General features: G+C 58.0%; 26 protein-coding genes and 2 pseudogenes. 8 read left to right on the forward strand and 20 right to left on the reverse strand.

Translation table 11 applies throughout. The annotated features are described in order from the left end of the window. Positions 1-45 precede the first annotated feature (45 nt). Positions 46-1,215: a hypothetical protein gene (locus V9T28_RS22535; RefSeq protein WP_147306483.1), complete on the reverse strand. Its 1,170-nt coding sequence runs from the start codon at positions 1,213-1,215 to the stop codon at positions 46-48. A 499-nt stretch (positions 1,216-1,714) separates the two neighbouring features. Here V9T28_RS22535 and V9T28_RS22540 point away from each other — a divergent pair, with 499 nt between their 5' ends. Next, positions 1,715-1,951, forward strand: coding sequence for a hypothetical protein (locus V9T28_RS22540; protein ID WP_116401989.1), 237 nt, complete (start codon positions 1,715-1,717; stop codon positions 1,949-1,951). Between the two features lie 181 nt (positions 1,952-2,132). Here the strand turns inward: V9T28_RS22540 and V9T28_RS22545 are convergent, their stop codons facing one another. The 6 genes from V9T28_RS22545 to V9T28_RS22570 form a co-directional block, all read right to left on the reverse strand. Continuing rightward, complete coding sequence (locus tag V9T28_RS22545; RefSeq protein ID WP_116401988.1) at positions 2,133-4,358, reverse strand: S8 family peptidase; 2,226 nt, start codon at positions 4,356-4,358, stop codon at positions 2,133-2,135. After that, positions 4,355-5,500, reverse strand: coding sequence for an AAA family ATPase (locus tag V9T28_RS22550; protein ID WP_116401987.1), 1,146 nt, complete (start codon positions 5,498-5,500; stop codon positions 4,355-4,357). Before V9T28_RS22550 ends, V9T28_RS22545 begins: the two co-directional genes overlap by 4 nt. Positions 5,501-5,676: 176 nt before the next feature. Further along, a complete protein-coding gene (locus tag V9T28_RS22555; protein ID WP_116401986.1) occupies positions 5,677-6,573 on the reverse strand; it encodes a HesA/MoeB/ThiF family protein in 897 nt (298 codons plus the stop codon). Continuing rightward, positions 6,570-7,151, reverse strand: a complete 582-nt coding sequence (locus tag V9T28_RS22560; protein WP_245424187.1) for a hypothetical protein — start codon at positions 7,149-7,151, stop codon at positions 6,570-6,572. The genes V9T28_RS22555 and V9T28_RS22560 overlap by 4 nt, the downstream gene beginning before the upstream one ends. Continuing rightward, complete coding sequence (locus V9T28_RS22565) at positions 7,070-7,402, reverse strand: hypothetical protein (RefSeq protein WP_116402099.1); 333 nt, start codon at positions 7,400-7,402, stop codon at positions 7,070-7,072. The genes V9T28_RS22560 and V9T28_RS22565 overlap by 82 nt, the downstream gene beginning before the upstream one ends. Next, positions 7,399-8,103 (reverse strand): multiubiquitin domain-containing protein, encoded by a 705-nt coding sequence (locus tag V9T28_RS22570; protein WP_116401984.1) that lies wholly within the window; start codon positions 8,101-8,103, stop codon positions 7,399-7,401. Before V9T28_RS22570 ends, V9T28_RS22565 begins: the two co-directional genes overlap by 4 nt. Positions 8,104-8,264: 161 nt before the next feature. Here V9T28_RS22570 and V9T28_RS22575 point away from each other — a divergent pair, with 161 nt between their 5' ends. Continuing rightward, positions 8,265-8,669 carry a helix-turn-helix domain-containing protein gene (locus V9T28_RS22575; protein WP_116401983.1) on the forward strand — a complete coding sequence of 135 codons (405 nt, stop codon included), beginning with the start codon at positions 8,265-8,267 and terminating at the stop codon, positions 8,667-8,669. Continuing rightward, positions 8,650-9,561, forward strand: coding sequence for an ImmA/IrrE family metallo-endopeptidase (locus V9T28_RS22580; RefSeq protein WP_116401982.1), 912 nt, complete (start codon positions 8,650-8,652; stop codon positions 9,559-9,561). The genes V9T28_RS22575 and V9T28_RS22580 overlap by 20 nt, the downstream gene beginning before the upstream one ends. Before the next feature lie 347 nt (positions 9,562-9,908). Here V9T28_RS22580 and V9T28_RS22585 read toward each other — a convergent pair. Continuing rightward, positions 9,909-10,142, reverse strand: a pseudogene (locus V9T28_RS22585) (transposase); the annotation flags it as partial. A gap of 212 nt (positions 10,143-10,354) precedes the next feature. On the opposite strand from V9T28_RS22585, the gene V9T28_RS22590 reads away from it, so the two are divergent. Both V9T28_RS22590 and V9T28_RS22595 read left to right on the forward strand, forming a co-directional pair. Next, positions 10,355-11,275: a hypothetical protein gene (locus tag V9T28_RS22590; RefSeq protein WP_116401981.1), complete on the forward strand. Its 921-nt coding sequence runs from the start codon at positions 10,355-10,357 to the stop codon at positions 11,273-11,275. Between the two features lie 68 nt (positions 11,276-11,343). Continuing rightward, complete coding sequence (locus tag V9T28_RS22595; protein WP_116401980.1) at positions 11,344-12,168, forward strand: hypothetical protein; 825 nt, start codon at positions 11,344-11,346, stop codon at positions 12,166-12,168. 73 nt (positions 12,169-12,241) lie between these two features. On the opposite strand, the gene V9T28_RS22600 is transcribed toward V9T28_RS22595, so the two are convergent. Together V9T28_RS22600 and V9T28_RS22605 are read right to left on the reverse strand one after the other, a co-directional pair. Beyond that, a complete protein-coding gene (locus V9T28_RS22600) occupies positions 12,242-13,186 on the reverse strand; it encodes a nucleotidyl transferase AbiEii/AbiGii toxin family protein (RefSeq protein WP_116401979.1) in 945 nt (314 codons plus the stop codon). Then, entirely contained in the window at positions 13,176-13,772 is a 597-nt protein-coding gene (locus V9T28_RS22605) for a hypothetical protein (RefSeq protein ID WP_116402098.1), read from the reverse strand. Before V9T28_RS22605 ends, V9T28_RS22600 begins: the two co-directional genes overlap by 11 nt. A gap of 562 nt (positions 13,773-14,334) precedes the next feature. On the opposite strand from V9T28_RS22605, the gene V9T28_RS22610 reads away from it, so the two are divergent. After that, positions 14,335-14,529 carry a hypothetical protein gene (locus V9T28_RS22610; RefSeq protein ID WP_116401978.1) on the forward strand — a complete coding sequence of 65 codons (195 nt, stop codon included), beginning with the start codon at positions 14,335-14,337 and terminating at the stop codon, positions 14,527-14,529. A gap of 489 nt (positions 14,530-15,018) precedes the next feature. Continuing rightward, complete coding sequence (locus V9T28_RS22615; RefSeq protein ID WP_147306482.1) at positions 15,019-15,288, forward strand: hypothetical protein; 270 nt, start codon at positions 15,019-15,021, stop codon at positions 15,286-15,288. A gap of 158 nt (positions 15,289-15,446) precedes the next feature. Here V9T28_RS22615 and V9T28_RS22620 read toward each other — a convergent pair whose 3' ends face one another. The 10 genes and pseudogenes from V9T28_RS22620 to V9T28_RS22665 all read right to left on the reverse strand — a co-directional run bounded on the left by V9T28_RS22620 (position 15,447) and on the right by V9T28_RS22665 (position 24,460). Next, on the reverse strand, positions 15,447-16,208 hold the full coding sequence (locus V9T28_RS22620; RefSeq protein ID WP_158554860.1) for a S1 family peptidase: 762 nt from the start codon (positions 16,206-16,208) through the stop codon (positions 15,447-15,449). A gap of 143 nt (positions 16,209-16,351) precedes the next feature. Then, a pseudogene (locus V9T28_RS22625) lies at positions 16,352-16,903 on the reverse strand (DnaB-like helicase N-terminal domain-containing protein); the annotation flags it as partial. Positions 16,904-16,910: 7 nt separating this feature from the next. Beyond that, entirely contained in the window at positions 16,911-18,269 is a 1,359-nt protein-coding gene (gene repC / locus V9T28_RS22630) for a plasmid replication protein RepC (protein WP_116401973.1), read from the reverse strand. A 155-nt stretch (positions 18,270-18,424) separates the two neighbouring features. Continuing rightward, entirely contained in the window at positions 18,425-19,438 is a 1,014-nt protein-coding gene (gene repB, locus V9T28_RS22635) for a plasmid partitioning protein RepB (protein ID WP_116402097.1), read from the reverse strand. Further along, positions 19,435-20,649, reverse strand: a complete 1,215-nt coding sequence (gene repA, locus V9T28_RS22640) for a plasmid partitioning protein RepA (protein ID WP_116401972.1) — start codon at positions 20,647-20,649, stop codon at positions 19,435-19,437. Before repA ends, repB begins: the two co-directional genes overlap by 4 nt. A 770-nt stretch (positions 20,650-21,419) precedes the next feature. Beyond that, positions 21,420-22,637, reverse strand: coding sequence for a site-specific integrase (locus V9T28_RS22645; protein WP_116401971.1), 1,218 nt, complete (start codon positions 22,635-22,637; stop codon positions 21,420-21,422). Then, positions 22,634-23,083, reverse strand: a complete 450-nt coding sequence (locus V9T28_RS22650; protein ID WP_116401970.1) for a type II toxin-antitoxin system VapC family toxin — start codon at positions 23,081-23,083, stop codon at positions 22,634-22,636. Before V9T28_RS22650 ends, V9T28_RS22645 begins: the two co-directional genes overlap by 4 nt. Beyond that, complete coding sequence (locus tag V9T28_RS22655; protein ID WP_116401969.1) at positions 23,080-23,328, reverse strand: type II toxin-antitoxin system Phd/YefM family antitoxin; 249 nt, start codon at positions 23,326-23,328, stop codon at positions 23,080-23,082. The genes V9T28_RS22650 and V9T28_RS22655 overlap by 4 nt, the downstream gene beginning before the upstream one ends. 160 nt (positions 23,329-23,488) lie before the next feature. Beyond that, positions 23,489-24,157, reverse strand: coding sequence for a hypothetical protein (locus V9T28_RS22660; RefSeq protein ID WP_158554859.1), 669 nt, complete (start codon positions 24,155-24,157; stop codon positions 23,489-23,491). A 165-nt stretch (positions 24,158-24,322) separates the two neighbouring features. Further along, positions 24,323-24,460 carry a hypothetical protein gene (locus V9T28_RS22665; RefSeq protein WP_158554858.1) on the reverse strand — a complete coding sequence of 46 codons (138 nt, stop codon included), beginning with the start codon at positions 24,458-24,460 and terminating at the stop codon, positions 24,323-24,325. A gap of 135 nt (positions 24,461-24,595) precedes the next feature. Between V9T28_RS22665 and V9T28_RS22670 the strand changes: the two genes are divergently transcribed. Beyond that, entirely contained in the window at positions 24,596-25,195 is a 600-nt protein-coding gene (locus V9T28_RS22670; RefSeq protein WP_158554857.1) for a DUF1612 domain-containing protein, read from the forward strand. Positions 25,196-25,416: the final 221 nt, after the last annotated feature.

A 25,416-nucleotide genomic window follows, 5' to 3' on the forward strand; every position in this document is an offset into this window, starting at 1 on the left:
AGCGCACTTTCGTTTCGGTCCGGGTACTAAACCGAATTCAATGCCCTATTGCTCAACCTCGTTCGGTTCGATCGGCTTTTCTGATAGCAGCAAGGCATCCTCCATGAGCTTTTGCATGTCGTAGAATACCGAATTTTCCGAGTACAATTCTGCAAACCTTTTGGGATTGTCACGCATGTTCGGCATCGGTTTGTCGAATGAAAGACCGAGGTAAGCCGTCAGTGCCAATCGAAACATAGGAGCTGCAAAATGTAGAATGTGCCGGCCGCTAAGCAGGGTCAACGTTTCCACACCCACGGGCTCTCCGTGCAGAAACTTGTTCCGCACATCGTACAGAGCCTTGTAGGTTGCACCAACGAGGTTCGTTTGGATCTCAGTACGGCGCTTTCCATTTCGAAGCAAAACCGTTCGATCCTGGTTTCTGAGTCCTGGCCGCTTCCAGTCGACTTTCGACAACAACGCCAAAACTTTCGAGAGGTTGGCTCGCCCATCATGAGCAAGGATTTCGAAGGCACTTACCCATAGGGCTACAGATCGACCGCGATCGTGAAGGTTTGCGTCACTTCCACCCGGCATCTTGGAGGCAGCCCTTGCCATATCGAGCGCGCGAAAGAGCCTTCGATGCTCTGCGGTATCGTTGCCTGCGATTTTATAGTCGCTCCATCGGTCGAGAAGTGTGGTAAGCAGAGGTCCGTCGAGATCGGACTCCTGCAGCTGCCGATTTGGCAGCGCGGGCGCCGGCTTTGGACGGAGTTTTCCAAGGTCGTGTATTCCCTGCATTCCCGGCGTCAGCGCGTATACTAGCCCGCCCTGATCTCGTCCCAATGTCCACGGGTAGACGTCGAAAGCATCGGAATACGGTAGGCCGGCTGCCCGATTCCAACAGACAGCACGAGCATTGCTGTTGACCACGGCGCTCACAGAGATCGCGTCTCGGAACCCGCCAAGTGCTGCAACGGTCCGGATTGGATCTGAAGCATCCACCTTCATCATTATGACGGACGGGAAAATTTGCGCGCCGAACTCATTTTTAAAAGCGCTCAGAAGTCGGTTCAGGTTAGGGGAGCGTTTGGCTTCAACACGAACCCGCTCGTCGAAGTAATGCATGAAACCAACCTGGTCGCGTACGATCGACACGTCGCTCATGACGTTCGGCAATACCCAAACTGGCACCCAGGCAGGGGGTTCGGTCGCTGGTTCGTCTGATACTGTCATGCGCTGGATCCCTTCATGACCCTCATATGATTACCCCGCAGTCCGAATCGGCGAGATGCTACTACACCGCGTAAGACGCACGGGCCATTGCGGAATAACGGAAGTGAGAAAATCGAGTGTGGGTCATAATGCGGTGACATCACCTCGGCGATGTGTGAAGGCTTCTTCAAAGGCGATCGGCGCTCATGCTCAATCCATCTTTACCGGCAAATTGTCCTCGCGCGAGGTCGGAGATTGCCGAGCCTTATCGCATCGATGAGAGCGAGATAAGCGTAGAGCCGTTCGTCCTTCTCGGCGGCTTCCGGCACACTTTTGAATGGCGGCTCGACCGATTGGCCCATATCCTTGTCGGGATACGTTTAAAAATGAGAAATTGGTTTGAGTAATTTCAGTGGCTTGGTGAACAGCAGCAATTTGAGAATATACATTTTATTTGAGAATTCGATCTCTCAACGTTTGCTTTCGAAATCTCCGCCGAATAGCCATCAAAAGTGAGAATGTGCCTGCCCTGGCGGTCGATGATGAACCGGCATTTTTTTGCCATGTCATCGAACCGCTTTCCAGTTTCTCAAATAAGATGGCCAGAACCGCCCGAGAGCGGAAGATTCTCATATTTAAACGTATCCCGACACGGAGAAAAATAATCGAAGATGCCGCGACACGTCTCCGCAAGCCGGGCAAAAATGATAGTGAAGAATGGGATATCATCGACCTTATTGCAATTATGTCGCAATGACAGACGAATAGCGCCGGTATATGCCAACGTGAAATTGGCGCAGGACCGTTCACCGGACACTTACTTCTAGGTATCTGGGGTAGAGGACTTCTCGCTCGCAAACGTTCGAGTCGTCGATTAACCGGCACACGCGAAGCGGGGCACGATCCGCCCACCAAGATCGCCGCGACCCGTGGCTGGCTTAGGTCGTGACAGGTATCTCAATAACCGGACGCAGGGCCTCGAGTTGTTGCGCGTATTTTCTTACGACCTGGTCATAAAGGTCGCCCAGGTTCTTTGCATGCACGCTGACCACGAGCGCATAGGACAATTCTTCCTTGGGCGCGAAGTCACGTCCGCCCTGGCGGGCATTGTAGTGAATGTCGAGGACGGGATTGCGCAGCGTCTTGCCCATAAACGACACTCGCGTATGCAAGCAGTTCTCCCACTTCCACGCATCGCGGCGTAGTTCGTCTTCCATCAAGCCGTTTTGTGTCTTGCCAAAGAAGCTTTTGCTATCGGCGTGCACCTGTTTGGAATCTTTGCGCTTTCGATCGTGTGGCCGGAATGTCGGCTCAAGACCTGCTCGGGTGTAGTTGCCCGGATGATGCGGGTCAACGCCAGTTGGATAGCAAAGCGTCGCGGTGATTGCGACCTTGCCTGGGATGATTTCGGATGGAAGCGGAATTGGCGCACGGATGTAGCGCGACGGCGCGATAGTACCTTGATAAACGACGCGCACAGTATCGTCGCCGCAGAGAACGATATCTTCGACTGACCGTGCGACGCGGCCACGCCCGACCTCTTCACAGGGGTGGTCACTCGCTTCGGTCGTATGAACCAGAAGAGCACGGATCGCCAGCATGCTTAAGGTATCCCCGAAATGCGCACGCAAGCCGGCCCCCAACCGGAGCACAGACGGAGCAGAGAACGACGTGCCTTCAGTGGCCTCCAGACCAAAAGCTTTGCCATCGTGAACAACGATGAACGGGCGCTGCAAGCAACCACCAAATTCCACGAAGTCGGGCTTAACCACGCCCGGGCTGCGGCCCGGACCGACGGAACTATACGTGCAGCGCTGCCAGGGCCCCTCGTGATTATCGCAAGCCCCAACGGCAAGAGCGTTGACGCAATCTGCCGGGACCTGAATGCGGTTCAGCCCGTCTTCGGCGGAAAGATGGCCGTTGTTGCCGACGGCAATGGTTGCAAGCGTCTGGCCGCGCGACAGGCGGTCATCGATAACGGCCGTCCAAGCGTGCACGTCGTCATCTTCGACGGGAGGATACGGACCGATGCTCAGATTGATAAACTGATATTTTTTTTTCCCCACAAGCACCCGGTCGATACGGTCAAGCACTTCGTAGAGTTCGTGCGGGTCTTGGCCTGGCATAGTGTCCAGCACACGGTAATGATCGACTGGCGCGTAGGGCTGTCTGAGCTCTTTGGAAGGGTCGATATGGCCAAACAGGAAGGCTGAGCTAACGCCTACGCCGTGTTTCTGGAATTCGTCGTGCGCATGTCCAATTCCCGGCGGTTCAATCGGCTTAACCCATTTGGTCATTGGGTGCCCGTGCGGAATGCCGCCGTCAAAGATGGCGACCCGGATGCTCGGATCAAGCGGTCCCTCGATCGGCAATTGCAATGCTTCCATGGGCACACGCGACGAACGGAAGCTGGGGCGCAAAATGCGCAGCGCCGGCATTTGCCGAAGCGCGCGGACCGGCGTAAACATTGCGATACGACCAGCTAATTCAGCCGGCGCTTCAAGCTCGACAAAGCACAACCCACCAGCGGCGAAGCGACGATCGAGGGGCTGATCGATACCCATTGTATTGAGATAGTTCCTGAACTGCGTTGTAACGCCATTTGCTCCCATGCCGCCATCGCTGTGAAGGACAGCTTCGAAAACAACATCCCCCTTCTTGGGCAACTGGCCCTTGATCTTGTCGCGTATGGTCGGCGCTGCCACCTCCTCGATGGTCGGCAGATCTTTGGCGCCGGCCGCCTCCTCCTGCCAGCCCGGTAGTGACGAGCGCCACGCGCGGAAGGCCGAGCGCGGGCCCATAATGAACAATTCTGTCGTTATCGTTTCTTCCGGTTCGCGCCCCTTGGAGCGCTTCTCAGGCTTAATGCGGCGCGGACGGCTGCCGACAGGCTCAAGCCCAAGAGTCTGGAAAAGCCGTTCGGGGAAATACGACTTGGCGATATACTCGGGATTAAGGGTGACGGTCGCGACTGCGCGGTCGTTCGGACAAGCCTCTTCGGGCAGTTGGTCAATACCCCTCACCGCGCGCATTAGCATAGGGGCGATACGGTCGCGGGCCTGGGCGAAAGTGTATGGATGGCTTTTGGGGGCGCCACCACGGACCCCGGCGACATCCTCGACAAGGCGTTCGCCCTTGCCGAGCAGAAAATTGCGCTTCGTCATGAGGTCTCTTTCGCGCTCCGGCCCTTAGGTTTCGTTTTCTTTCTTGCTGCGCGCGTGCGGATCGCGTCACGCGAGATTCCGGTCAGTTCACGCGCTTTGCGTTGTGAAAAAAGCCCTTGGTTGACAATCGCCGCCGCCAAGTGAATGCGACGGGTTTTCGGGATCGATGTATGGGTCAGCAGTCCGGCAAGGCGCTCTTCAAGAGGCGAATGCCCCAACACCGCAGCGCGGCGGGCCGCCGATAGCTCGCGCTCGATATCGCTAAACGAATACCCTGCGAAGGCGACAGCCAATAAGCGACTCCAATCCGAGATAGCCGGAAAATAGGGCCGAAGCTGATCTTCAATAAAACGCTCGATGGCGTGTTGGTTCGGCAGCGGAAATGCGATGTGCAGCTCGAAACGGCGCCAGATGGCAGGATCAAGAAGGTCCGGGTGGTTGGTGGCCGCTAGCAAGATGCCCGATGATGGCCAATCGTCAATTTGCTGGATGAGCACGGTCACGAGGCGCTTCAACTCGCCGATCTCGCCGTGATCGTCGCGGCGTTTGGCGATAGCGTCCAGTTCGTCAAGCAGCAGAACACAGTCAATTTTCTTAGCATACTCCAAAACATAGCGAAGATTGCTGCCGGTGCGGCCCAACAGGCTGCTCATCACCGCCGCAAGATCGAGAATAAGAAGCGGTCGCTTGAGCTCACGCGCGAGCCATCGCGCCGCCATGGTCTTGCCTACCCCGGGCGGCCCGAGGAAGAGACCGGTACGCGTGGGATCAAGACCGGCCCGGCTCAATGCCTGCACGTTACTGCGTTCCTCAACGATTTGTGTCAAGGATGCGGCGAGATCCGACGAGAATACCGGCTCGTGGTCAAGCACGGGTTCCGCCTCGACGCGCATAAGGTGCATCCGGGAGTCCAAATCGACCGGCATCGGCACTTCCGCCTGCTTCCGCAGCGGCGAAGCCGATGACGGCGATTCATGCAGGAGCGCCGTGAGCGCATCAGCGAGATGCGGCACCAAAGGATGGTAGCGCTTGGCGGCACGACGCAATATGAGATGCACGTCTTGATGCCTGCCGGTCAGGGCAACCCTGGCGAGTTGCAGGAAATCGGCTTCGATGCCATTTTTATTGGTATCTCGGGTCATGTTACTCGCAAGGCATGGGAGTTGATCGGGCGCGTCACCGTACGGGTGAGCGGACGAATTCTCAATCCCGATTTTTTTGTTCGTCCACATACCGGAATAACCCATTCGACTCAGATATTTGGGTATGGACGAATGTTGCCGGTGACGCGTTGGCAATGCGCCCTCCGCTGCCATCATCAGTGCCCGCCCCTCCGCAGCTGGTTCCAGATTCGACGCCACCAGGATGGAGGTGGCGCAGCGGCTGCAACCGGCCGCGCGGCAAACTGCTGCTTGCGAATGTCGAAGAGCGGATCGCCGGTCTCGTCGGCCGGATGATGCGGACAGACATGGTTCTTCAGCAGTTCCATGCGCGGATTTCGCGCTAGCGTTCCCTTGTTACCATCGTAGTCGAGGAAGACGAAGCCAGGCGGATTTGGATACCAGGGCGTCAAAATCTGTGCCAGCAGGCCAACGGCGGTAGATGCGAGGACACCGTTTGACCATATGACCTGCGGACGCGAGCCGGCCGCGCCATAACGCTTGGCTTCCTGCTCCAGCCGCTCGTCGGTGATGAAACCGCAGCACCGCATGCAAGGTGCGCCCGGCATGGACAAGATCACCTGGCCGCTGACTAGAAAACCGTACTCGCCAAGATCATGAACATCCATCCCGACATCGACGTAAGGAATCAAATGCCTGCGCGCGAATCGCTCAAGCTGCTCGCGTTCCTTGAATCCATCGACGGCTCCCAAAATGACGTCGCAAAGCTTAAGATCTTCGACGGCGTTATGCCAGTCGTCGTTAATTGACATGATCCGGGCATTCGGCTGAAGCCCGCGAATCAAACGTTCGGCAATCGCGACCTTGGGCAAATTGACCGCAACGTCGGCGAGCGTGCCACCGATCAGCCGGTTCGTGTTTGTATCTTCAATAACGTCGGGATCGGCGTTGATATACCCGCCTATTCCCATATGCGCCGCCTGCTGCACCATGTGCGAGCCACCGCCGCCAAGTCCAACAATGCCGATAGTGGCGGCATCGAGAATGGCGTCGCTGTCGGCTCCAAGAAAGCTCTGTCGCTCAAGGCGGCTCATGTGGCGCTCCACTGGCGAAGAGGCATGCCAATTTCAGCGAAACGGGCAATGAATGGATGAGCGGATGCGCGCCCGAGCCATACTTGGCCAAACGCAGCGGTGTCGCTCAACACGATCGCGCCATGCACAGCATAGGGCGCGACCGACACGAAATTCGGCACAAACTTCGCGTTCTCACGGATGTCGATGCCGCTAAATACCGGCACGCCGCGGCCACCATGCGAATGAACATGGAATATCGCGTTGCGCTCATCCATCGCCCATTGGCGCGCACGGCGTATGGCGCCCGCGCTCATCATGGCACCGACGCTCGGATCGTTCAGATATTCGTCGTCCTGCAGCGGGCGATATTCGCGGGCAAGAATAAGAAGCTCGTCGCGTGCAGCCGAAAGGCCCGCTGCGATGAAGCCGACGCGCTCATGCGCATAGGTATGCGGCCGGCGAAGATCGGTTCGGATTTCGCTCAGTATTGTGCTTGTAATCTTGAAGCGAATGTTCATGTCACCGCCCTCAAATGCGCGCTCAGCATCTTGGTCCATGGCATGGCCTCGGGCACATGGTTCCAGGACGGCGCCCACCAGTTGCGCTCAACCACGCGATGTTGGTTCCAGTTTGCGCCTCGGTCTTCGATCTTACGTTCGAAGAACAGCCGCGTGATATAGCCGGAATGTGCGAAGGGCACTAAAAGAAGGTCCATCACATGGGGCTGGTCGCCGGCCATAAAGCGAAAGGCCGGCAACAGGATCACCGGCTGGCCGCCCTCCTTCAGTAGAACGGCCTCCGGATGCATCGCTGCGATACTGGCAAAGTTGTTGGCGGCGTCGCTCACGAAGAGCCCCCGCACGGCACCTGCTCGAAGAACTTCATGCCGTCCTTCACCCGGAGCTTCCCTTCCGGCTTCAGCGGCATGAGGTGACCCTCGTTGTTGATGTATTCGAGAACGTACCCCTCCTGAACCGCGAACAGCTGCTTGAGCTGCTGGGTCGAGTAGGTGCCACGAGGAATTTCGCGCGGGTCGTTTTCGAAGAAGACGGTGATAAGCCGCTTTTCGGTGTACAGATGCTCCGTGCCGGCCTTGTCAAGGTCCAGCACATCGTTCGGGCCAAGATCGATGTCCGTGCCGTCGCGTTCCACCACCAGCGCCTCGTCGCTATGAACATGGCAGAGGAGGCGCAGTTCCGGCTCGGGAATGGCGTTGACGCCCCATTCGTAACTGTGCCCATTGAGGGTGAAGCGGAAGATGCGGTCGCCTTTGAACGCACGAAACTCTTCGGTGCCCTCCATGCGAAGGTCCACCGTCTCGTCGAGGCCGACCGACCGGCTGCCGTGGCGAAGAAGCTGGATGAGCACATAATCGCCCGCCGGCTTAGCGCCTGCCTTGTCAAGGATGTGATCCCCTTTCGGTGTCGGATCCTTGAAAGACACCTTCGTGCCATTCACCAGGGTAAAGAACTGCCCATCCAAACCCGCGCCACGGGACGCCTGGGGCTGGGTATTGTGGCTTGCGCCACCCGTTATTACATTTTCCATCGAAAGCACCCTTTCGTTTGGCTCCGGCCCTTTGCCGGCCCTCGAGTGATTAGATATTGCGACATGCAAAGAATGTCAAGCACATTCTTGGCATGATTGACATTCTTTGCAAGAATGCCTAAAATGTTTAGCTGGATCAATCACTTTGAAGGAGAACAGCGATGGCCAGAAAAAGCGTGGCGGCAGACGTCGGACTCACGCTGGGACAATATCTTACCTCGATACGTGAGGACCGCGAGCTTTCGCAACGTGACGTCGAGAGAGCGACCAACAAGGTGGTATCGAATGCCTATTTAAGCCAGATCGAGAACGATCTTATAAAAAAGCCGAGCCCAAACGTTCTGCACGCGCTCGCGGAGGCGTACGGAGTGAGTTACGAAAACTTGATGGAACGTGCCGGCTTCGTCGTACCAACACGGTCGCGTGCCGGCGCAGAGCGGCGACATGGCCGGGTCGCGACTTTCGCCGACCACAATTTGACCGCCGAGGAAGAGGCCGAACTCGTCAAATTCCTAGGCTATCTACGAAGCAGCAGGAAGAAAACTGGTGGCCAAAGCGGACGATAGCAGTCTCGACCCCGAGCAGTTGCACGCCGTGCATTCAGCTGCGCGGCGTGCCCTGGACCGCGCTTCCGGCTGGGGCATCCTGCCCACCCCGATCCCGATTATTCTTGAGGCCGCCAAGCTCAAAGTTGCCCCCGCCAGTGCCTTCGATCCCCGCAGGATCATGGACTATCTGATTGGCAAGACCGAGCGTGTGGCACGGGCCATCAAATCGGCAATCTCCAAGACCTTCGGCATTTTAGACGCCGATGAATCTCTAATCCATATTGACCACACGGTGCATGAATCGAAGCAGAACTTTCTGAAGCTGCATGAGGCCGGACATCACGAGCTTCCCACGCATCGAAAGCTCTTCCGCTTTTTCCAAGACTGTGAAAAGACCCTCGCCCCGGATATCTCCGATCTGTTCGAACGCGAAGCCAACAACTTTGCCAGATTCGTCCTCTTTCAGGGAGACGGCTTCCGTACGATGGCTGCGGATCATCCGTTTGGTATCAAGACACCGATGAAGCTGGCAAAAGAATTTGGCGCATCAATTTACGCATCGTGCCGTGAATATGCGCGGACCAATCATCGGCCCTGCGCGGTATATGTCCTCGATCCCATCGTCTTTTGCGAAGGGGTCGGCGCGCGTGCGGATGTGCGCAGAATTGAAACCTCCCCTCTATTCCGGCAGCAATTCGGTCAACCCACAGAACAGGCGATCACGCTCGATGATTCTCTGGGGCGTGCGCTGCCGGTAGGTAAGCGCATGACCCGGCCGACTACTGTTTCCATCACTGATCGCAATGGCCAAGCGCATGAATGCATCGCGGAGGCCTTCGATACAACGTACAACATATTGATCCTGGTCTGTCCGGTGAAGGCCCTGAGCAAAAGAACCGTCATCTTCTAGACGTCGGGCGCGGGCGCAAAATCGCTCGGAACTCCGGTCGGTTGAGGGGATCCCGCCCCTGCCTTAACTTACGAATGTTCTCCTCGACGCCGCTATGCTTGACAAACCGGATCGCACCGTTGCTGCTGATAACCGCTAGTTTCCGTCTCCGGTTGCTCCAGGCTCGCCCGGCGAACCGTGTGCGCGGTAAGCTGCGAAGCAAACCGCCACCGGTGTTCTATACCGAGGCAAGTGTCGGGTACGGCGCTTTGTCTCGCCCAATCCTGGACTGACTGGATTTGAACGAGAGGACGCTGAGCGAGGCGCGCGCGAGCCTGCTGTCACTTTCCATTTAATCAGGCTCTTCCTCACATTTTGTGGCGCGGCGGCAGCATTCGTGTCCTCAGTGGTTCTGGACCTGCCCTGCCGTACATAGCCCGCTTAAGAGTCTTGAGGCGGTTGATCTGACCTTCGGCCTGTCCGTTGCTCCAGCATAGCTCGATTGCATTGTTGACCATATCGATGTCTCTGCTCAAGACATGCGCGAACCGCATAATCGGGATGAGTTCGGAGTCGATTGCATTGTGGATCCACGCGTTCGGCGCCGCCGATTTTTTTGCTGCTGCCGTTAGTAGGCAGCATCCGACCCATGCGCATAAAAAACATTCTTTGCCAAGTCGAACACGATCGTGTTAATTCCCGTTGCGGAGACCTCCTCAGTTGTAGCGGTTTAACACCTACCACGTTTGCACTCGATGCCGTCGAGGGGGGCCACCCCATCAATTAAGTGGCAAGCAACAGGCGCGGGGGATACATGAGCTACCATCTGCGTATTGTTCAAGGCTCTCCGCTGCAAGTATGGTGGATCGACGATAATGAGGCTTATCGTGTAGGGGTCGGTGATCCCAAACAGGGAATCGGCACATATTTTAAGGCCGAGACCGGCGAAACGATTCGAGATGCGATTTACCGGCAGGCGTCCGGCTACTTCGGCTCGAATGTTGAATGGCCTTTTCATAAAACCAATCTTGGACCGGGCCAATTTTACCCGCGGATTTCGCGCCCCGTCGACGAGCATCCGCATGACGGTCTGGGGTGGAATCGAAGCGCCCAAATCGAGCTGAATATTGTGGCGATTGCGCGTGGGCAGTTGTCCGCGCTGACGCGTCAGCTAGACCGTATCTGCCAGACGGTGCATCCCAAAGATAAGGCGTTGGAAACTTTCGGCCATGATATTCGGAACCTCCTGATACTAGCCTGCACAGAAGTTGAAACACACTGGCGAGGCGTGCTGATCGCCAATGGTGCCGCGCAAATAGGAGATCGCCTAAAGACCTTCGACTATGTCAAACTCAATGGTGCCATGAAACTCGGCGACTACGCGGTGGCATTTCCAAATTATCCGTGGCTTCCGCCGTTCAAACCTTTTGCCGGTTGGGGCAGCTCGGGCAAGCCTACCCAAGAACTCGAATGGTATGATGCCTATAATGCCGTGAAGCACGATCGTGAAAGCACATTCGAGCGGGCGACGTTGCTCCGAGTCTTCGAGGCAATCAGCGCTTGCGCTGTCATGATCGCGGCGCAGTTTGGTTTACCTGCTGGCTTAGGAGAAGGCTCTGAACTGCGATCGTTTTTTCAATTCATCGCGGTGCCACAATGGCTGCTCTCGGAGATTTATATTCTCCCCTACGAAAGCCCAACGGGAGAGTGGACGGCGGTGAATTTTAGATTTTAGGTTAGGCGCGTGTTCTGGTCAGCTGATTATGATAGCTCCGTAAGGCGCTCAAATAGCGAGGGGGAGTAATGAGCAAGAAATTGCCCCTGTCTGACTTTCGTGCCGTTCGCCACAAGCTTGAACCGCACGAATTCGCAATTAGCGAAGGGCAGGACATCGCGCCGACACATCTAGTCGGCGAGGAAACGTGGGCCGGCATCACGCATCTGCCGGACGACTGTGCAATTCGCATTTCAGATCACAACGGTCATCGGCTTGAATTGCTTTACAGCCTTTGGGGGGATTGGATCACCGCCACGGGCGATCCCGAAAAGGCGGACGAACTGTTCGACCGCATGCTGGATGCGGGCGACGCGTTACAATGTGCGAACTTCCTTTTCCTGCACGGCTACTACCGCGCAGCAATGGCGGAGCTTCGGGTCGTGCTCGAACTGACCATGATCGGGGCCTATGGAAATTTAAAGCCCGACGATTCCGATTATGTTGTTTGGAAAATGAGCGGATCGGAACTCGGCTTCACGCGCTTTCGGAGGCGTATGCATGGATTGCTTCGGAGCGAACAAAGCAAGTGGCTTCTCGCGGACGGAGAGTTTCCGGACAATACGTTTCAGCAATTATGCAATTTCACACACTCGCGCCCCAACTCAAGCGACGGTGCGCTATGGGAAAGCAACGGTCCCGTCTATAACCACGAGGCGGTGATGCATACGTTTTTCACGATCATTTCCGTCTACGCAATTTGCTATCTCCTCATACGCGTTGCGCGTCCGGATTTTGTGCTCCCCCCCGACAGTCGAATCCTCTTCGAAGAGGATTGGGTGCCAAATCGAGCGGGTCTCGCGAAGGCTTTCGAGCAACTTTACCGAGAGCCCGCCGCCGCCTGCGCGCAGTAGGTCGGTGTGGCGAGTGAAAAAACTCACGTTCATCGCATGCCGGCCGAATTGCTAGGATTTTTGCGACGTGCTGCTACAGTCGTGCCGCCCAGCGCCCGATCTCGGCGAGGATTTGCTCGAAGGTGGGTTTGGTTTTGTAATAAAGCGCGCTCGTTTGCGCGTAGGCGGTTTTGTAGGTCTCGCGCGTTGGCAGATCGTGAAGAATAAAGGCCTGGTTTGCGGTTATATCCGGATTGTCCGCCGTACGGAATCGCTTCGCCTTATGAACCCCATAGGCGTTCGTGCCGATGAAAGCCTGAACCTCAGGGCGCTTTAGCAAGCTGTAGACGTCGTAATAGTGACGCATAAAATTGGAGGGAAATTCGCCGCTTTCCTGCTGCTTGCGGAATTTTGTCGAAATCGTCTGCAGTTTCTCGACCAGTGTGTAGCCGGGATCGTAGCAGGCCACGGCTTTCGGGCGGTTGTCGATGATGTCCACTTTCCGAACCGCGTCGTCGTACGCCCACGAGCTGATGTCTGTCGCGATATTCGGTGTCACGTCGTCGAAGCCGACTTCCAATAATATGCCATCCTTGAGGCCCACGACCGGTTTGTTGGAGCTTTTGTAAAACAACCGAATGCCGCCGCTGAAAAAGGTCGCGTTGTCGAACGCCGTGTCGCGCTTGACCTCAACGATGCCCTCGATGCGGATCGTTTGCGCGAGCCAGTCGTAAAAATCCTGGCGGCTTTTGATATGTGCGGGTTTGGTTTGATTGCGTTTGGTTTTCACATCTCGGTCCGCGGGCGGCTCGATGCGAATATCGATATCTTCCGAAAACCGGTCGATGATGTGAAAGCCCTTGGACAGTGAGGTTCCGCCTTTCAACTCGAATTTCATGCCGAGTTTTTGCAGGCCGTAAAGGCAGTGCATGATCCAGTAGTCTTTTTCGACCAAGGCAGGATCGATGGATTTTTCCTGCGCGACTATCCGCAGCAGATCAGCAAATTGCGGATGGTTGTGAAGATACTCAGGCGGCATGCGGCTCCATTGGCGCTTTGAGCGCCTGAGAAAAGAACTTCTTCGTCCGCACGCTGCCGTAGTCGCGCGCGGCGCGCTGCAAGCGGGACGCATCATACGACGCGGCACGTTCCCTAACGCGCGCCAGCACCTCTTCCTTGCTTTCGGCAAGGCGGTCGAGATTGTTGACGAGATCGACCAGCAGAAACTCCTTGCTCAGCGTCGTCGGAAAGGAAGGCTTCGCGCGAAATTCAAACAGGCGTCCGCCGAGCGCGAACTCGCCATGGCGCTTGTGATTATAGACGACGGTCTTGTCGTACAGCTGCGTAGTGCCGACACCGAGCCCGTTATAGGCGTTGGGCGAGGCGAGTAGAAACCGGTCGTCCTTAAGGAAGCTCCTGACTAACTTGTCATCCGCCGCCGGCGCTTTCCCGAACACTGTCTGTTTCGGATAAGCGTAGAGCCCGCCCGCCAGCTTGGTGAGCGTGCCCTCATCCAGCAACTGCCGGAGATGCCGATCGACGGCATTCGACCGCCGCGCGAGGTCTTCGCGCCGATAGACCTGGCCGGGCCGCAGATGCTTCTTGAGTTCCTGTAGTTTCGTCATGATGTCAATATACGGAAAGGCGGCGCATTTTGCAAGTTTTTTCATTGACATTTCATGCATATATGAGCAGAAATAATTGTTTATCTCATTGATTTATAATAACATATTTTATCACACTTCTCACTCCCATCCAGGAGGCGCCGATTTTGTCGCTTGCACGTTATTACGCCCGAAGCAAGATCCTATGAAGGAGGGCGAAGTACCTGCGCCCGTCGAAACGGGACCAACCTATGGTCCCTGGTTGGCGCGACACTACGGCCCGGAGGCCGAGTACGGAGGCTGCAGGAGGGAAGGCATCAGACACAGGATCATGCGCCACCTCGCTTTTCCGGCGCTGATGCCGGATACATCGAAGATGTAGGAAGCGCGCGAGCTTTGCAACGCGGGGGCGACATGGACGAGTGGACTGTCGCTTTCCATTTAATCAGGGTCTTCCTCAAATTGTGTGGCGTTTGGACTCCCGCATTCACGAAAGACCATTGATAACGCGGGGCAAATTCGGTTTGTTCCCTTCATTCTTCCGAGACAAGTTTTCTGGCGACGCTGCTCACGAAATCTTAAAATGCTTTCCGAGTATTATGGGTTCGAGACAATCTCCAACGCCGCACAATTTGAGAAAGACCGCCTTGAACTGCAAATCGGCAGCTTCGATGGCGACGACAGCGAAATCATCGCAAGTGCTTATGACACGCCGCATGGATTCATCCGTGGGAAGGACTTATACGGGTGGGACGCCGAAGGCCTCCCGCCAACCTGACAACGTGGCACGGTTGACAGCGAGGCCGCCGCACTTCCAAAAAGGTGGCTAGAAGTGGTGACAGTAACTTTGAAAGCGACCGCAACAGGCCGAGCGACAGCTACAGCCGCAGTAGATGTCCGATATAGCTTTACGGCTCAGTATTTGTGCACAAGCGCCATTTTTGCTCGACGCCGTGGACAAATAGAACGGACAAGCGCTGAGAATCCAGATGAGCCGGTACGCACCGAGCATCGAGGGCTTGTGACGGCGGCCATCATGCAGAGCGCGGCAGCCGTGGAGGCAGAGAGCGCTGAGTTGACAATACATGGTCCCGGCCATCATCTCGGTCTTGGTCACGTCGACGTGCAAGCCCGCGACTTCCTAAGGCCGCTTGCAGAGTTCATCGACTATCAGGACGCGCTCACGCGATACAAAGTGATTTTGCACCTTCTCCATAAGCAGCCTCTGCCTGAGGGCGAGCAACCGTAGCAGGATATGATCGTTCTCGTGAAACTCCGTAACGAGCTGATCCACTATAAATCGAAATGGGGGGAGGAGATGGACTGGCAAAAGTTCTTCAAGAGTTTGAAACAGCTTCGTCTCGAAAGACCGTCATTTGTTCCATCCAACGCCAATTTCTTCCCGCACCAGTTGCTCGGCGCTGCCTGCGCCGCCTGGTCGGTCCGGACCGCAGTAGCGCTCCTCAACCGGTTTTATGATCAGATGGGGATCGAAAGCCCGCTGAAGGCACACATGCCCCAGTCCGACGGCTTGTGAGCGACGCCTGCGCCGTCGTGAAGCGAACACGCCGAACGGCGGTTTCGGCCCTAACGGCTTCCGTCGCCCTCTTGCCACAAGCCTAACGGCGTGTTCGCTCCATCAGCCGCGCGAAGACACGCGGTGCTCCGCTGCGCCTGCGAGGATATGAAGGCGGGTCAGCGCGCAATAATTTGGCCGCGCGCTGCAAGTTCGGCAAGGGTGACCGAACGTCGCTCCCCTCCATCGTCGTTGATGATCTCGGGGACTGGAATTTCGAGGAGCGCGCTGGCGGGCGTGACGAAGGCGATATCTTCTGCGCCGTCGTAGCTGCAGGACGCCACGCCGAACACCTCTCCGTCAAAATTGAACACCGGACCGCCACTCGATCCGCCATGAAGATGAATGTCGGTTAGATAATACGGGGGCTTCAGCTTCACCGACGGGCCGCGCTCAGCGATGAACTCCAGTAGGGTTCCGTCGTAGAAGTCAGGCTGCAACTGCAAGACCTGGCCTTTCGCCTCGTCCTCCAGCACGCGGTGAAGCGGATATGACCAAGTGCTTATCTTCGCGCCCGGATCAGGCGAAGTTCTGGTCAGCGCGAGGACCTTGGCGCGATAGGCTTCACCGGTCTTGTCGTCGACGAATTCGAAGCGCGGAACGCCGAAGGCAACATCTGCCGTGGGGTGGATGAAAAATTTCCAGATAGGAAGGAATTTGGTACGCCCATCCGGCAGCGTGTGACTGATGCCGACGGAGTGTGGCTGCGCCGAGATCAGCTCCTGCGCTTCCAGCGCGACGTGCGCAGCGGTTGCGAACCCACCTTTGGGCTGAAGATAGAAACCTGTGCCGAGCAAACGGAGCGATGTCGGATTGGGACGCGTAACAATGGCAAAGGTCGCAAGCCGGCCGTCGGCTTCGTCGCGATCGGCCGTCCCCATTCTCCATGTTCCGCGGGGAGCAGTGCCGGGTAGGGGTGGTAAGGGTGCGAGCTTCATATGCCCATATACGCCGATGGGCCGACCGCGCGCCACGCATTTTGGGCGTCAAGCAGGATGCCGACGTCGGGCGATGTCGCCAAACTCCAAGAAGGCGTCGAATTATCCATGGCGATGTTCAGAGCATTGCCGAAGGATTGGAATCCGCCGTCGGCCCGACCGCTTTCCGCCACTTGATACAGATTGCGTTCGGTTTCCTCGATCTGGGTACGCGGCGAGAGATCGACCGGCGCATAATAGGCTGTGTTGACGATGTCTTCGCCGATGCGGATGAGTTGCCGACGGACGGCGAGATCATAAATGGCGCGCGCGTTGTCACCGACATTGATGATCGAGGTGGCTTCCGAAGCGAGACGCGCGAGATATTTTGCCGGATTGACGTCGCCCCATTCCAGATCATTCAAGAATGTCTTGACGGTCACGGTCGACGCGAGCTTGCCGGAGCGAATGAGCGAAGCGCAAATTTCGTAAATCTTGCTGTGTCGCGTTTCTTGAAAATGCTCGGGAAGCAAAAAATCCGAGACACGGTCGAATGCGTCATTGTTGACCAGAATCGCGCCCAACAACGCCTGCTCCGCTTCGAGATTGTGCGGGGCAACGCGAACGCTGGGAGGGGCAAAAACTGCTGCTTTTAACATGTTCCATCTAACCCTTCTGCAGCTTCATGCGTTGGCTGAGATGGGCGAGAATCGCCGGCCACAAAGGAAACTCCCCTGCCCTCCCCTTTTCGGTCAGAGCACGTAAATATCCACCCGGCGACCTAATCGCAGGAGAGCCGTTGACCGACATCGTGAGCTTCCCGGTTTCCGCGGACACATGCTTCCGCACCTCGGACGAGTATTCCGAACGCTGCAGGATGAACGCGACGGCGACCGCTGCCTTTGCCTCGCCCATCGCCTCGACAGCCGCTCTCCACGCGTCCGCGCTAATACCTATGCCGGGTCGAATTGCGGCGGCCGTTTTGATGAATGTGGGCCAGGTGGTGATCTTACCATCGCCCAAATGATGTTCCTCGACGTCGCGACAAGCGTCGAGAACCACTTGCAACGGCAAGTGCGTCGCTGTTGGAGCCCCCTGCCCTTCCCCGTTGGCCTCGGTCTCGCCCCTTGCTTTCTGGAAAGCAGGTTCAGAATCAGGATTATTATCTGGTTTTGATTCTGTATTGTGCCGCTCATTCTGAGCGTCATTGCCGCTTATATTTTCGAAATTACACGCATCTTCCAAAGCGTTAGCGACTTCTGCTCGCAGTGTCTCCAATTGGGTATTAAGCGCTTTAAACGCTTCCATTCCATGTAGTCGCCGAACGGGTGTTAAAAGCGAGACAAATGCCTGCCGCAAATCGCCCCACGGCCCGGTCAATTCCGCGTCGATCGCGTAGGAAATCCGTTTCGAAACATCGCGTCGCAACAAAACGATCCGCTCTTTCAACATGGAAATCTGTTGCCGCTCTCGCCGCAATTGTTCTTGCCGATCTTGAAACTCCGGATATCTGACAATGAGCGGCGATAGATCCAATCCAAACGCCTGGGTGATGGCCTCCTCCCCTGCCCGCCGGACATAGCGCTTCCCGTTCGAGCTGTCCCTGCGGATGATGAGCCTGGCCTCCACAAGCGCGGCCAGGTGACGCCGCAAGGTTGGCTCGGACATGCCGTTGGCGCGCAGGCACAGAGCGCGGTTGGACGGAAAAACGACCAGGTCTGGGTGCGCGTCCGCCAGGCACGGATCATCTTGCGTCCGGACCGCCGGCGCGATCGTGAGCCCGGCCTCGGGGTGAAACGACAAGAGCGCGCTCAAAACCCCGAGAGCACGGTCAGATATGCCCAAAGTCGGGCGGATTTCATTTAGGGTCTGGAGCAAGACCCACTTGTTCACCACGTTGGGCGCATTGGATTCCGATCCGTTTCGCTCGACGCGCGCCCGTGCGGCCTTAACGGTCGCTTGCACCTGAATTTGGGCAAACGTCACTGACCTCCGCCCAAAGGGCGTAGTTGCAATTTCAGTCATTCTCTCTGCCTTCAATTAGGCAAAAGAAAATTGCTCACCAAAACGGTGCCGAAGACTCTTGACACTGATTCGCGGAAGTGGGATTCTCTTAGTCGCCAAACGTAAGAGAGAGGCTTCCGTGACGGAAACGTTATGGGGGCCTTTTCTTTTGCTGATTACTCTCCTCTTGATGTTTCACGAGACTTCTGGAAATCCTCGAACAGGGCGTCCAGGCGACCCGCGACATAATTCGCGAAATTCAATCCCTCCTTCGCTTCGTAAGTAACTACGGCCTTCTTCGCCGTGGCCTTCACCGTGACTGTTACCGACCGGTCGATCGCCGTCCAGGGGATCCCGCCTTCTATCGTCGGTCGCTTCGGCGACTGTCCTTCACGTAGCTCGCTACAGACCTTCTCGAATCGCTCTACGCTAGAAAGACCAGCGAACCCAGCTGCCTCAACAACCGCCTTCCATGCTGCATGGCCCGTCAATGCGACCTGTGCCGCAAGAACATCCCACCGAGGTCGGCCAATTCCGGGAGCGGCGCCAATTGCCTCAATCAGTTCCACCGGAAGTTTTCGGATTAGAGAGATCATCTCCGACAAAACGCCTTTGGAATTTGTCCCGAAAGTTGCCATGATCACGGTGCGCGAAATGCCAATGTCCTCTAAGCGAGACGCAAACATCGCTTTTTCGATGAAGCTCAGATCCTGCCGTTCAATATTTTCGTTGCCCTGAGCAACCACAAGCTCATCGTCCGTGAGCTCGCGCACCAGGGCCTTCACTTTGCGACCCAACAGTTTGACCGCTGCTACGCGGCGATGCCCGAACGCTAGCTGGAACCGGCCCGCTGCTTTCGGATGCGGCCTCACCATCACTGGCAGAATTTGTCCGCTCTCCCGGATGCTCTCAACGAGCGCCTCAAATTCCGGTCCGTCGAAACCTCCTAGCCGGTCCCTGACGAACGACGCATCTATCTCGCGCGGGTCGAGCTCAACAATCTTCTCGCCGCTCGCTAGCGCCTGGCGCAGTTCATCCGCCTCACTCGTTAGGCCGGCGATCGCATCGTTCACGCTCTGCAGGGCGCCCGAAGCCGCATAAGGTCGCGGCCGCGGCGCTGAGTTCTCAGCTGAGAACCCAGATTTGATTGGTGTGAGTAATTCTCTCAGCGCATCCCGCCGCTTGGTCATTTGCGCCCCCATGCGTGCACGACGAGACCCTCGATTTCACCATTGACTGCATCAAGCGCTTCGATGGCTCGGTCATACGTCTGCCTATGAAAATTCTCACGCCCCACTTCGTAGAGCGTCTGCTTGGTTACACCTGCGTCGGATATCGCCGCCGATTTAACCATGGCATTCGTCAGTACCCGCTCCCCGAAAAGCCCCCTTAGCAGACCAGCAATCTGCGACTGTGCGCCATCGTTCGCTTCGTAGCGCGTCAGGACGTACCGGAAAAAATCATAGCCAGCGTTTCCGCCGGCACGCTCGACCACTCCGAAAAGCCCGGCCGTCATCTGAAGGAATTGAGACATAGACGCAACGTCCAGCATCTGCGGGTGCACCGTGACGAGTACCGATGTCGCGGCGCACAAAGCAGACAACGTCAGATACCCGAGGGACGGCGGGCAATCGAGAACGACCAGATCGTAGTCGGCTTCAAGGCCATTCAGTGCGCTCGCCACCCGTGTGAAAAACATCTTATCCGCAGACCGCGTTCGCTCCGCCAACGCGCGCGGCGTTTCGTGCTCGAACTCCTGCAGTTCAAGATTGCCGGGTACAATATCGAGCCCAGCGAAGTACGTACGGCGGACGATCTCCCGCAGCGGCCGCTGTTGGTCGTCGTAACGAATGCTGCCATAGATTGTTTCGTTCGGCTGGAGATCGAATTCGGGTTGGATTCCGAATAGGGCAGATAATGAGGCCTGAGGATCCAGATCGACCGCGAGCACCCGATAACCTCGCAGTGCAAGGTATTGCGCGAGATGGGCGCAAGTCGTTGTCTTCCCAGAGCCGCCCTTAAAATTCGTGATCGCGATCACCTGAAGCTTATCAGCCGGCCCGCGCCGCGGCACATAACCCTTTCGACTGCGCCCGAGATAATCGCGAATTTCGTGAATTTGTGACAGCGAATAGAGCCGCCGGCCCGCTGGATTCTTCTCGGCGTCGTCGATAATTCCCTCAAGAACGAGTGATCGGAGATAGGCGTCGCTAATTCCAATTAGCCTTGCCGCCTCGCCCGCCATGAACTTCCTTAGTTCCTTCTCCGCGCTCGGCGGAAAGGCGCGGGACCGCAATTCATGGAGCTGCGCGCTCAACAAATCAGCATCCGCTTCGATCAGTCGCGTTAGTGACCTACGTTCGATCTTGCGATCGTCTGCGACATTTATGCTATCGGCCATGAAAAACGCTCAAGTCAGTGTTTAGACTAATTGAGCGTAAAAATGCCTTGAGTCGCCCATTCCGTCAACGAATTAAGTGTTGACAAAAAGTTAACGCAAGCTTGATCTCGTTCATCGCTGGGTGAGGTTCGTCGGATTTGCTTGATCAGGAGGTTCTCCGCTGAGAACCAACCAAATCTATAATTCTATACTGCGCAGATCTAACCGTACTCGCTGACGAATGCGGCACTTCTCCACAGCAAGTTCTCAGCTGAGAACTCAGGTCAATCCAAGAATGCCCCCTGGCATCGACTGTCTTGATTCCCCCTACCCTACCACGCCGTCAGCGTTCTACCCAAGCACTGACCGGTTTACTCAGGCGGAAGTACCGGTGAGCCGCGCAATAAATGCGAGATCGCCGCCGCAGCGCCCGCGAATCGATAAAACGATGTGCCCTTACTACGTGCCTTTCCTGATGCGGGCGTCAGGCCGAAAAAACGCCCGATCAAACTCATCCGGAGCTCGTCTGCGCCGCGCCTCTCCGAATGGCACATCCTCAATCTTGTAGAATGACGACCTGCCCGATTAGGCACGCGGACAAACGGGTCGCCAAGATTTCGAATGGAGGCTCGGGGCGGCACACCTTAGTGGTTCAGATGAGCTCTCCCGGCAGCAATGACGCGAATATATTCCCCCCACGACGCTCAGATGCTCCGGTTCCTCGGTCCACGTACGGCGACCAGGAGCCTGATTTGTTCTTGACGGTAGCGGATGATCGGCGTGGCTGCCAGCTAAAGTCCCAGCCTCGCCGCCCGCCCCAAGGCGGCCTCGGCGTCGTTGTAATAGCTCGCGGCCTGCTGAACCGAGCGATGCTGGGATTGCCGCATGGCCTCGGGCAGGGGAATGCCGCGCCGCGCGGCCTCGGTCAGATAGCCCGCGCGCAATCCATGCGCGCTGAATTCTTCCGCGTGTAACCCGGCCGCGCGGCAACGCTTCTTGACGATCAAATTGACCGCCTCTGGCGTCAGCGCCCGCTCACCGATGACCTGCCAGCGGTCGATGCGACGGAACACGGCGCCCTTGGCGATCCGCGCCCGGGCGAGCCAATCGCGCAACGCAACGACCGGTGGGCCGACGAGATAGACCGTCGCGTCGTCCGAAGCGGTCGTGTTTTTGGTTCGGCCGAGGCGGATTCCGAGGCAGGGCAGGGTTCCCAATTCCGGCTTGCGCGGATCGACTGGCACGGGCGGTTGCTTGACCAATTGTTCGACCCGCAGGCCGGCGACTTCACTGCGCCGCCGGCCACCAGAGGCAAAAGCGAGCAGCAACACCGCTAGATCCCGCGCATCGGTCAGGCGGGCTCCGTGACAGGTCGCAGTCAGCCGATTGAGGATTTTCCGGGTCACGGCGGTCTTGCTCTTCCGAATCCGCGGCCGGTTGGAGGCGCGGCGAGCAAAACCGAAAGCCTTGCGCACCGTCGGCGTACTGATCGGACTTTCCAGGCCGCGCCATTGATGCAGGGTCGACCACGAGGCGAGCCGCCGCTCCACGGTCGACACCGCCCGGGGAGTAGCGCCGCGGAGCAGCTTTTGAGCGGTGAGGGTGGCTGCGACCTCGGCCGGCATACCATGGGTCCGGTCGGTTTCGCGCTTGGCCGGGTCCCAGAGGTGGTGTGCCACGAATTTCAGCACTAGGCTTTCGGGTGCCGGCCAGGGCAGGGGGGTGCCGGTCGCGGCGACGCACCAGGCTTCCAGATAGCCCAGGTCCGAGGTCAGCGCCCGCAGGGTATTGGCGCCCATGCCAGTCTCAACGAGATGGCGCAGGGTGGCGATATCGTCGTCGCTGAGCAGAGTGGCGAGCTTGTCGCGGGTGTCCCAGGACACCACCGCCGCCAGAGCGTCCAGCTCACAGGCGCGCTTGTACTGGACGTCGGTGAGGGGAGGGGAGGCGGCACCTCCGGGGGCAGCGGCTTTCCGCCCCAGGCCCGTCGGCCGCGGCGCGGGACTCATGGCCCCGCCGCCGCGATGAGCAGGTCGATCTGTTCCGCCTGCGCGGCCTTGGCCATGGCGCGATCGAAGGTGGCGAGCGGCAGGGCCAGCGCCTGGGCGACGGCGAGACAGCTGGCCTCATAGGCGGTGAGGCCGTGTTTGAGGGCGAGCCGCAGGACGGTCGTGGAACTAGTTGGCGCCACGCGGATCGGCATGGTTTCGATCCGTTCGAGCTGCCGCCAGACCAGGTCTTCCGGAATCCGGCCGTGCCGGCAGGCCATGACGAGCAGGTTGCGCACCTCATGCCAAAACAGATCGGGGACCCAGGCCGTTTCCGCGAGGACGCGCTCGCCGACGGCAACGCTGACGGTACTGCTCTCGTCGGGCATGATCCAGGCGCCAGCGACGGACACGTCGACGACGAGCCCACCCGCGCCGTGGGCGCTGCCTGCGGAGGGCGCCGTCAATAGCGGTGTCCTTCGTGTTTCCAGGCCAGGATTTCGTCGAGACTGACCTTTTTGATGGCGCCGCTGTCGCGGGTGGCGATCAGGCCGTGAAAGGCGGCGCGCTGGCGCAGGCCATCGTCGAACGGCACGAGTTTGGCGACCGGTTCGTGGCCGCGTTGGATAACGACCTCCTCGCCGGCCTCGACCTTGGCGAGGAGCTCTGAGAGATGGGTTTTGGCTTCGCCGATCTTGACGGTGAGGGTCATAGCGCGCTCCGGACTATCGTCCCATTCGGCCGCGCGGGGCGCGAAAAGGCCGATCTTGCGGGATTGTGAAGCGAAATTTACGGCTTTTGCGCCACTTGGTCAAGACTTGGTTCGATCACTTCCGATAAGCGGTCCTTATCGGAAGTCAGAGCGGCAAAAATCAACAATGCCCTATGACGGAGGCGAGCGCCGTGTTAGCCTCCGTTATAAAGTTTTTATGATGATTCGCCATATGGTTAACGAACCACAGACATCGTCCGACCCGATCGACATCCGCCCGCCACAGGCTGCTGTCGCTTTCACTTAACGATTTCAATTTTTCACTTAAGCACTTCAAATTGAAATGCTTAAGTGAAAAGGGACCGCGCAAAATACACCCTACAGCTATGTTTTCGTTGGTCTTTTCACGCTCATCGACAACACCCGAAATTGAAACGCTAAAGTGAAAAATTGAAATCGTTAAGTGAAAACCATGGCAGAGACTTTTCCCTTCGGACCGTCCTTTCTGGGGCGCCCTGCAGCCCACCCCTGGGAGGACGCGCATCTCACGCTGAAGACCCTCCCCTGGGCGCAGCTCGCCGGCCCCATGGCGGCGGCCGAGCAGGCCTTGGCGCGACTGGATGAGCGGCTGCGCCACAGCCCCATCCGGATGGGATGGATCGCCCGCCAGCATTTCGCCGACGCCGCCGCCAGCCTCTGGCTGGCCGGCGATCTCGTCCACACCGAAGACCTCGTCCTCCGCGATGCCGATCTCGGCGTCGGGATCCCCACGCTTGAGCTCAATCAAGCCTGCGCCATCCTGCGCACCCGCCGCCGCATCGCCGCGCATGCCCCAGGATGGTCCTTGTCGGCGCAAAGTCTGCCGACGGCTGCGGCAGACATCCTATCCCCGCTGGCGGGTGACACCAAATCTCCAGGGAGTTTTTCCGGAGCAGGGCGGGGAGAAGGGTCCGACGGCCCGATCGCGGATGATCAAAAGTTAGGATCGCCGCCGTCAGATGACCCGGACGCACGCGCCGAGCAAGAGCTCCTGGCGGCGATGCAACTCGCCGACGCCGCCATGGCACGCAGCGCGCGCGTCCTTGCCGGGAGCGGCGGCGAGGCCGCCTCCCGAGATGGGACTTCGCCCCAATGTGCGGCCCCACCCCTGGGAGGGGCCCCGCCCCTGGGGGGCGCCCCACCCAGGGTGGAATCTCAGGCCGCGGCTCCGTCCCGGACTGGAGCGCGGTCCTCGGGAGCGGGCCGACCGCGCCGGGAACGGAACCCGTTGATCTACGATCCGGACTGGAATGAGGAGAGGGACTTCGCCACGTGGCGGCAGGTCATCGCCAGCGCAGAGTCGCTGGGAGGGGTCCCACCCCTGGGAGGAGCCCTGCCTCTGCCGCCAACGCTGCTGGCAGTCATCGCGCTGGATACTTGGGAGACGCTCCAGCCGCTGCAGCGGCAGCCTTGGCTCGGCCGGCTGCTGGTGGCGGACCTCCTTCGGCAGCGCGGCAAGCTGTGCGCCCTTCCGGGGCTGAGCAGCGGACTGAAAGCCATTGCCTGGGAGCGGCGGCGGGCCAAGGATCCGACCACGCGGCTCATCGCCGGCCTCGAGGGGATTGCGGCCATGGCCCAGGCCGGGCTCAAGGAGCATGAGCGCTGGATGACCGCGCACGAGGTGCTCAAGCTGAAATTGAAGGCGCGGCGCGCGACGTCACATTTACCCGACCTGATCGACCTAGTGATGCGCTCGCCGCTCATCACAACCGCAGTGGTGACGAAAACCCTCAAGATCAGCTCTCGCTCGGCCCAAGCGCTGATTACCGAACTAGGCCTGCGCGAATTGACCGGCCGCGGGCGTTACCGGGCGTGGGGGATCCTATAAGAGGGCGGGGTAGGGGATGAACACGCATCCGCAGCGACTGGCTGGCGAACACCGACGAAGACGGTGGCCGTGCCGTTGGAGCGTGAAGTCGCTTCGCCACGACGAATGAAAATTGAAATCGTTAGAGGACAATCCGGCTCAATTTAGCGCCTAACCCTAATTAATTATGACCTTTTTGCGATTGAAATCGCTAAGGGAAAGCGACACCGGCCAAGCGCAAC

It is taken from the genome of Methylovirgula sp. 4M-Z18 (assembly GCF_037890675.1).
In the GTDB taxonomy this organism is placed as follows: domain Bacteria; phylum Pseudomonadota; class Alphaproteobacteria; order Rhizobiales; family Beijerinckiaceae; genus 4M-Z18.

Excerpts from the sequence above, each read along its gene's own strand:
- V9T28_RS22535 (WP_147306483.1), bottom strand. The coding sequence starts at position 1,215 with ATGACAGTATCAGACGAACCAGCGACCGAACCCCCTGCCTGGGTGCCA.
- V9T28_RS22545 (WP_116401988.1), bottom strand. The coding sequence starts at position 4,358 with ATGACGAAGCGCAATTTTCTGCTCGGCAAGGGCGAACGCCTTGTCGAG.
- V9T28_RS22550 (WP_116401987.1), bottom strand. The coding sequence starts at position 5,500 with ATGACCCGAGATACCAATAAAAATGGCATCGAAGCCGATTTCCTGCAA.
- V9T28_RS22555 (WP_116401986.1), bottom strand. The coding sequence starts at position 6,573 with ATGAGCCGCCTTGAGCGACAGAGCTTTCTTGGAGCCGACAGCGACGCC.
- V9T28_RS22570 (WP_116401984.1), bottom strand. The coding sequence starts at position 8,103 with ATGGAAAATGTAATAACGGGTGGCGCAAGCCACAATACCCAGCCCCAG.
- V9T28_RS22575 (WP_116401983.1), top strand. The coding sequence starts at position 8,265 with ATGGCCAGAAAAAGCGTGGCGGCAGACGTCGGACTCACGCTGGGACAA.
- V9T28_RS22590 (WP_116401981.1), top strand. The coding sequence starts at position 10,355 with ATGAGCTACCATCTGCGTATTGTTCAAGGCTCTCCGCTGCAAGTATGG.
- V9T28_RS22595 (WP_116401980.1), top strand. The coding sequence starts at position 11,344 with ATGAGCAAGAAATTGCCCCTGTCTGACTTTCGTGCCGTTCGCCACAAG.
- V9T28_RS22600 (WP_116401979.1), bottom strand. The coding sequence starts at position 13,186 with ATGCCGCCTGAGTATCTTCACAACCATCCGCAATTTGCTGATCTGCTG.
- V9T28_RS22605 (WP_116402098.1), bottom strand. The coding sequence starts at position 13,772 with ATGACGAAACTACAGGAACTCAAGAAGCATCTGCGGCCCGGCCAGGTC.
- V9T28_RS22610 (WP_116401978.1), top strand. The coding sequence starts at position 14,335 with ATGCTTTCCGAGTATTATGGGTTCGAGACAATCTCCAACGCCGCACAA.
- V9T28_RS22620 (WP_158554860.1), bottom strand. The coding sequence starts at position 16,208 with ATGGGGACGGCCGATCGCGACGAAGCCGACGGCCGGCTTGCGACCTTT.
- repC (WP_116401973.1), bottom strand. The coding sequence starts at position 18,269 with ATGACTGAAATTGCAACTACGCCCTTTGGGCGGAGGTCAGTGACGTTT.
- repB (WP_116402097.1), bottom strand. The coding sequence starts at position 19,438 with ATGACCAAGCGGCGGGATGCGCTGAGAGAATTACTCACACCAATCAAA.
- repA (WP_116401972.1), bottom strand. The coding sequence starts at position 20,649 with ATGGCCGATAGCATAAATGTCGCAGACGATCGCAAGATCGAACGTAGG.
- V9T28_RS22645 (WP_116401971.1), bottom strand. The coding sequence starts at position 22,637 with ATGAGTCCCGCGCCGCGGCCGACGGGCCTGGGGCGGAAAGCCGCTGCC.
- V9T28_RS22655 (WP_116401969.1), bottom strand. The coding sequence starts at position 23,328 with ATGACCCTCACCGTCAAGATCGGCGAAGCCAAAACCCATCTCTCAGAG.
- V9T28_RS22660 (WP_158554859.1), bottom strand. The coding sequence starts at position 24,157 with ATGCGCGGCGATGCGGCGGCGGGTGCGCAGGATGGCGCAGGCTTGATT.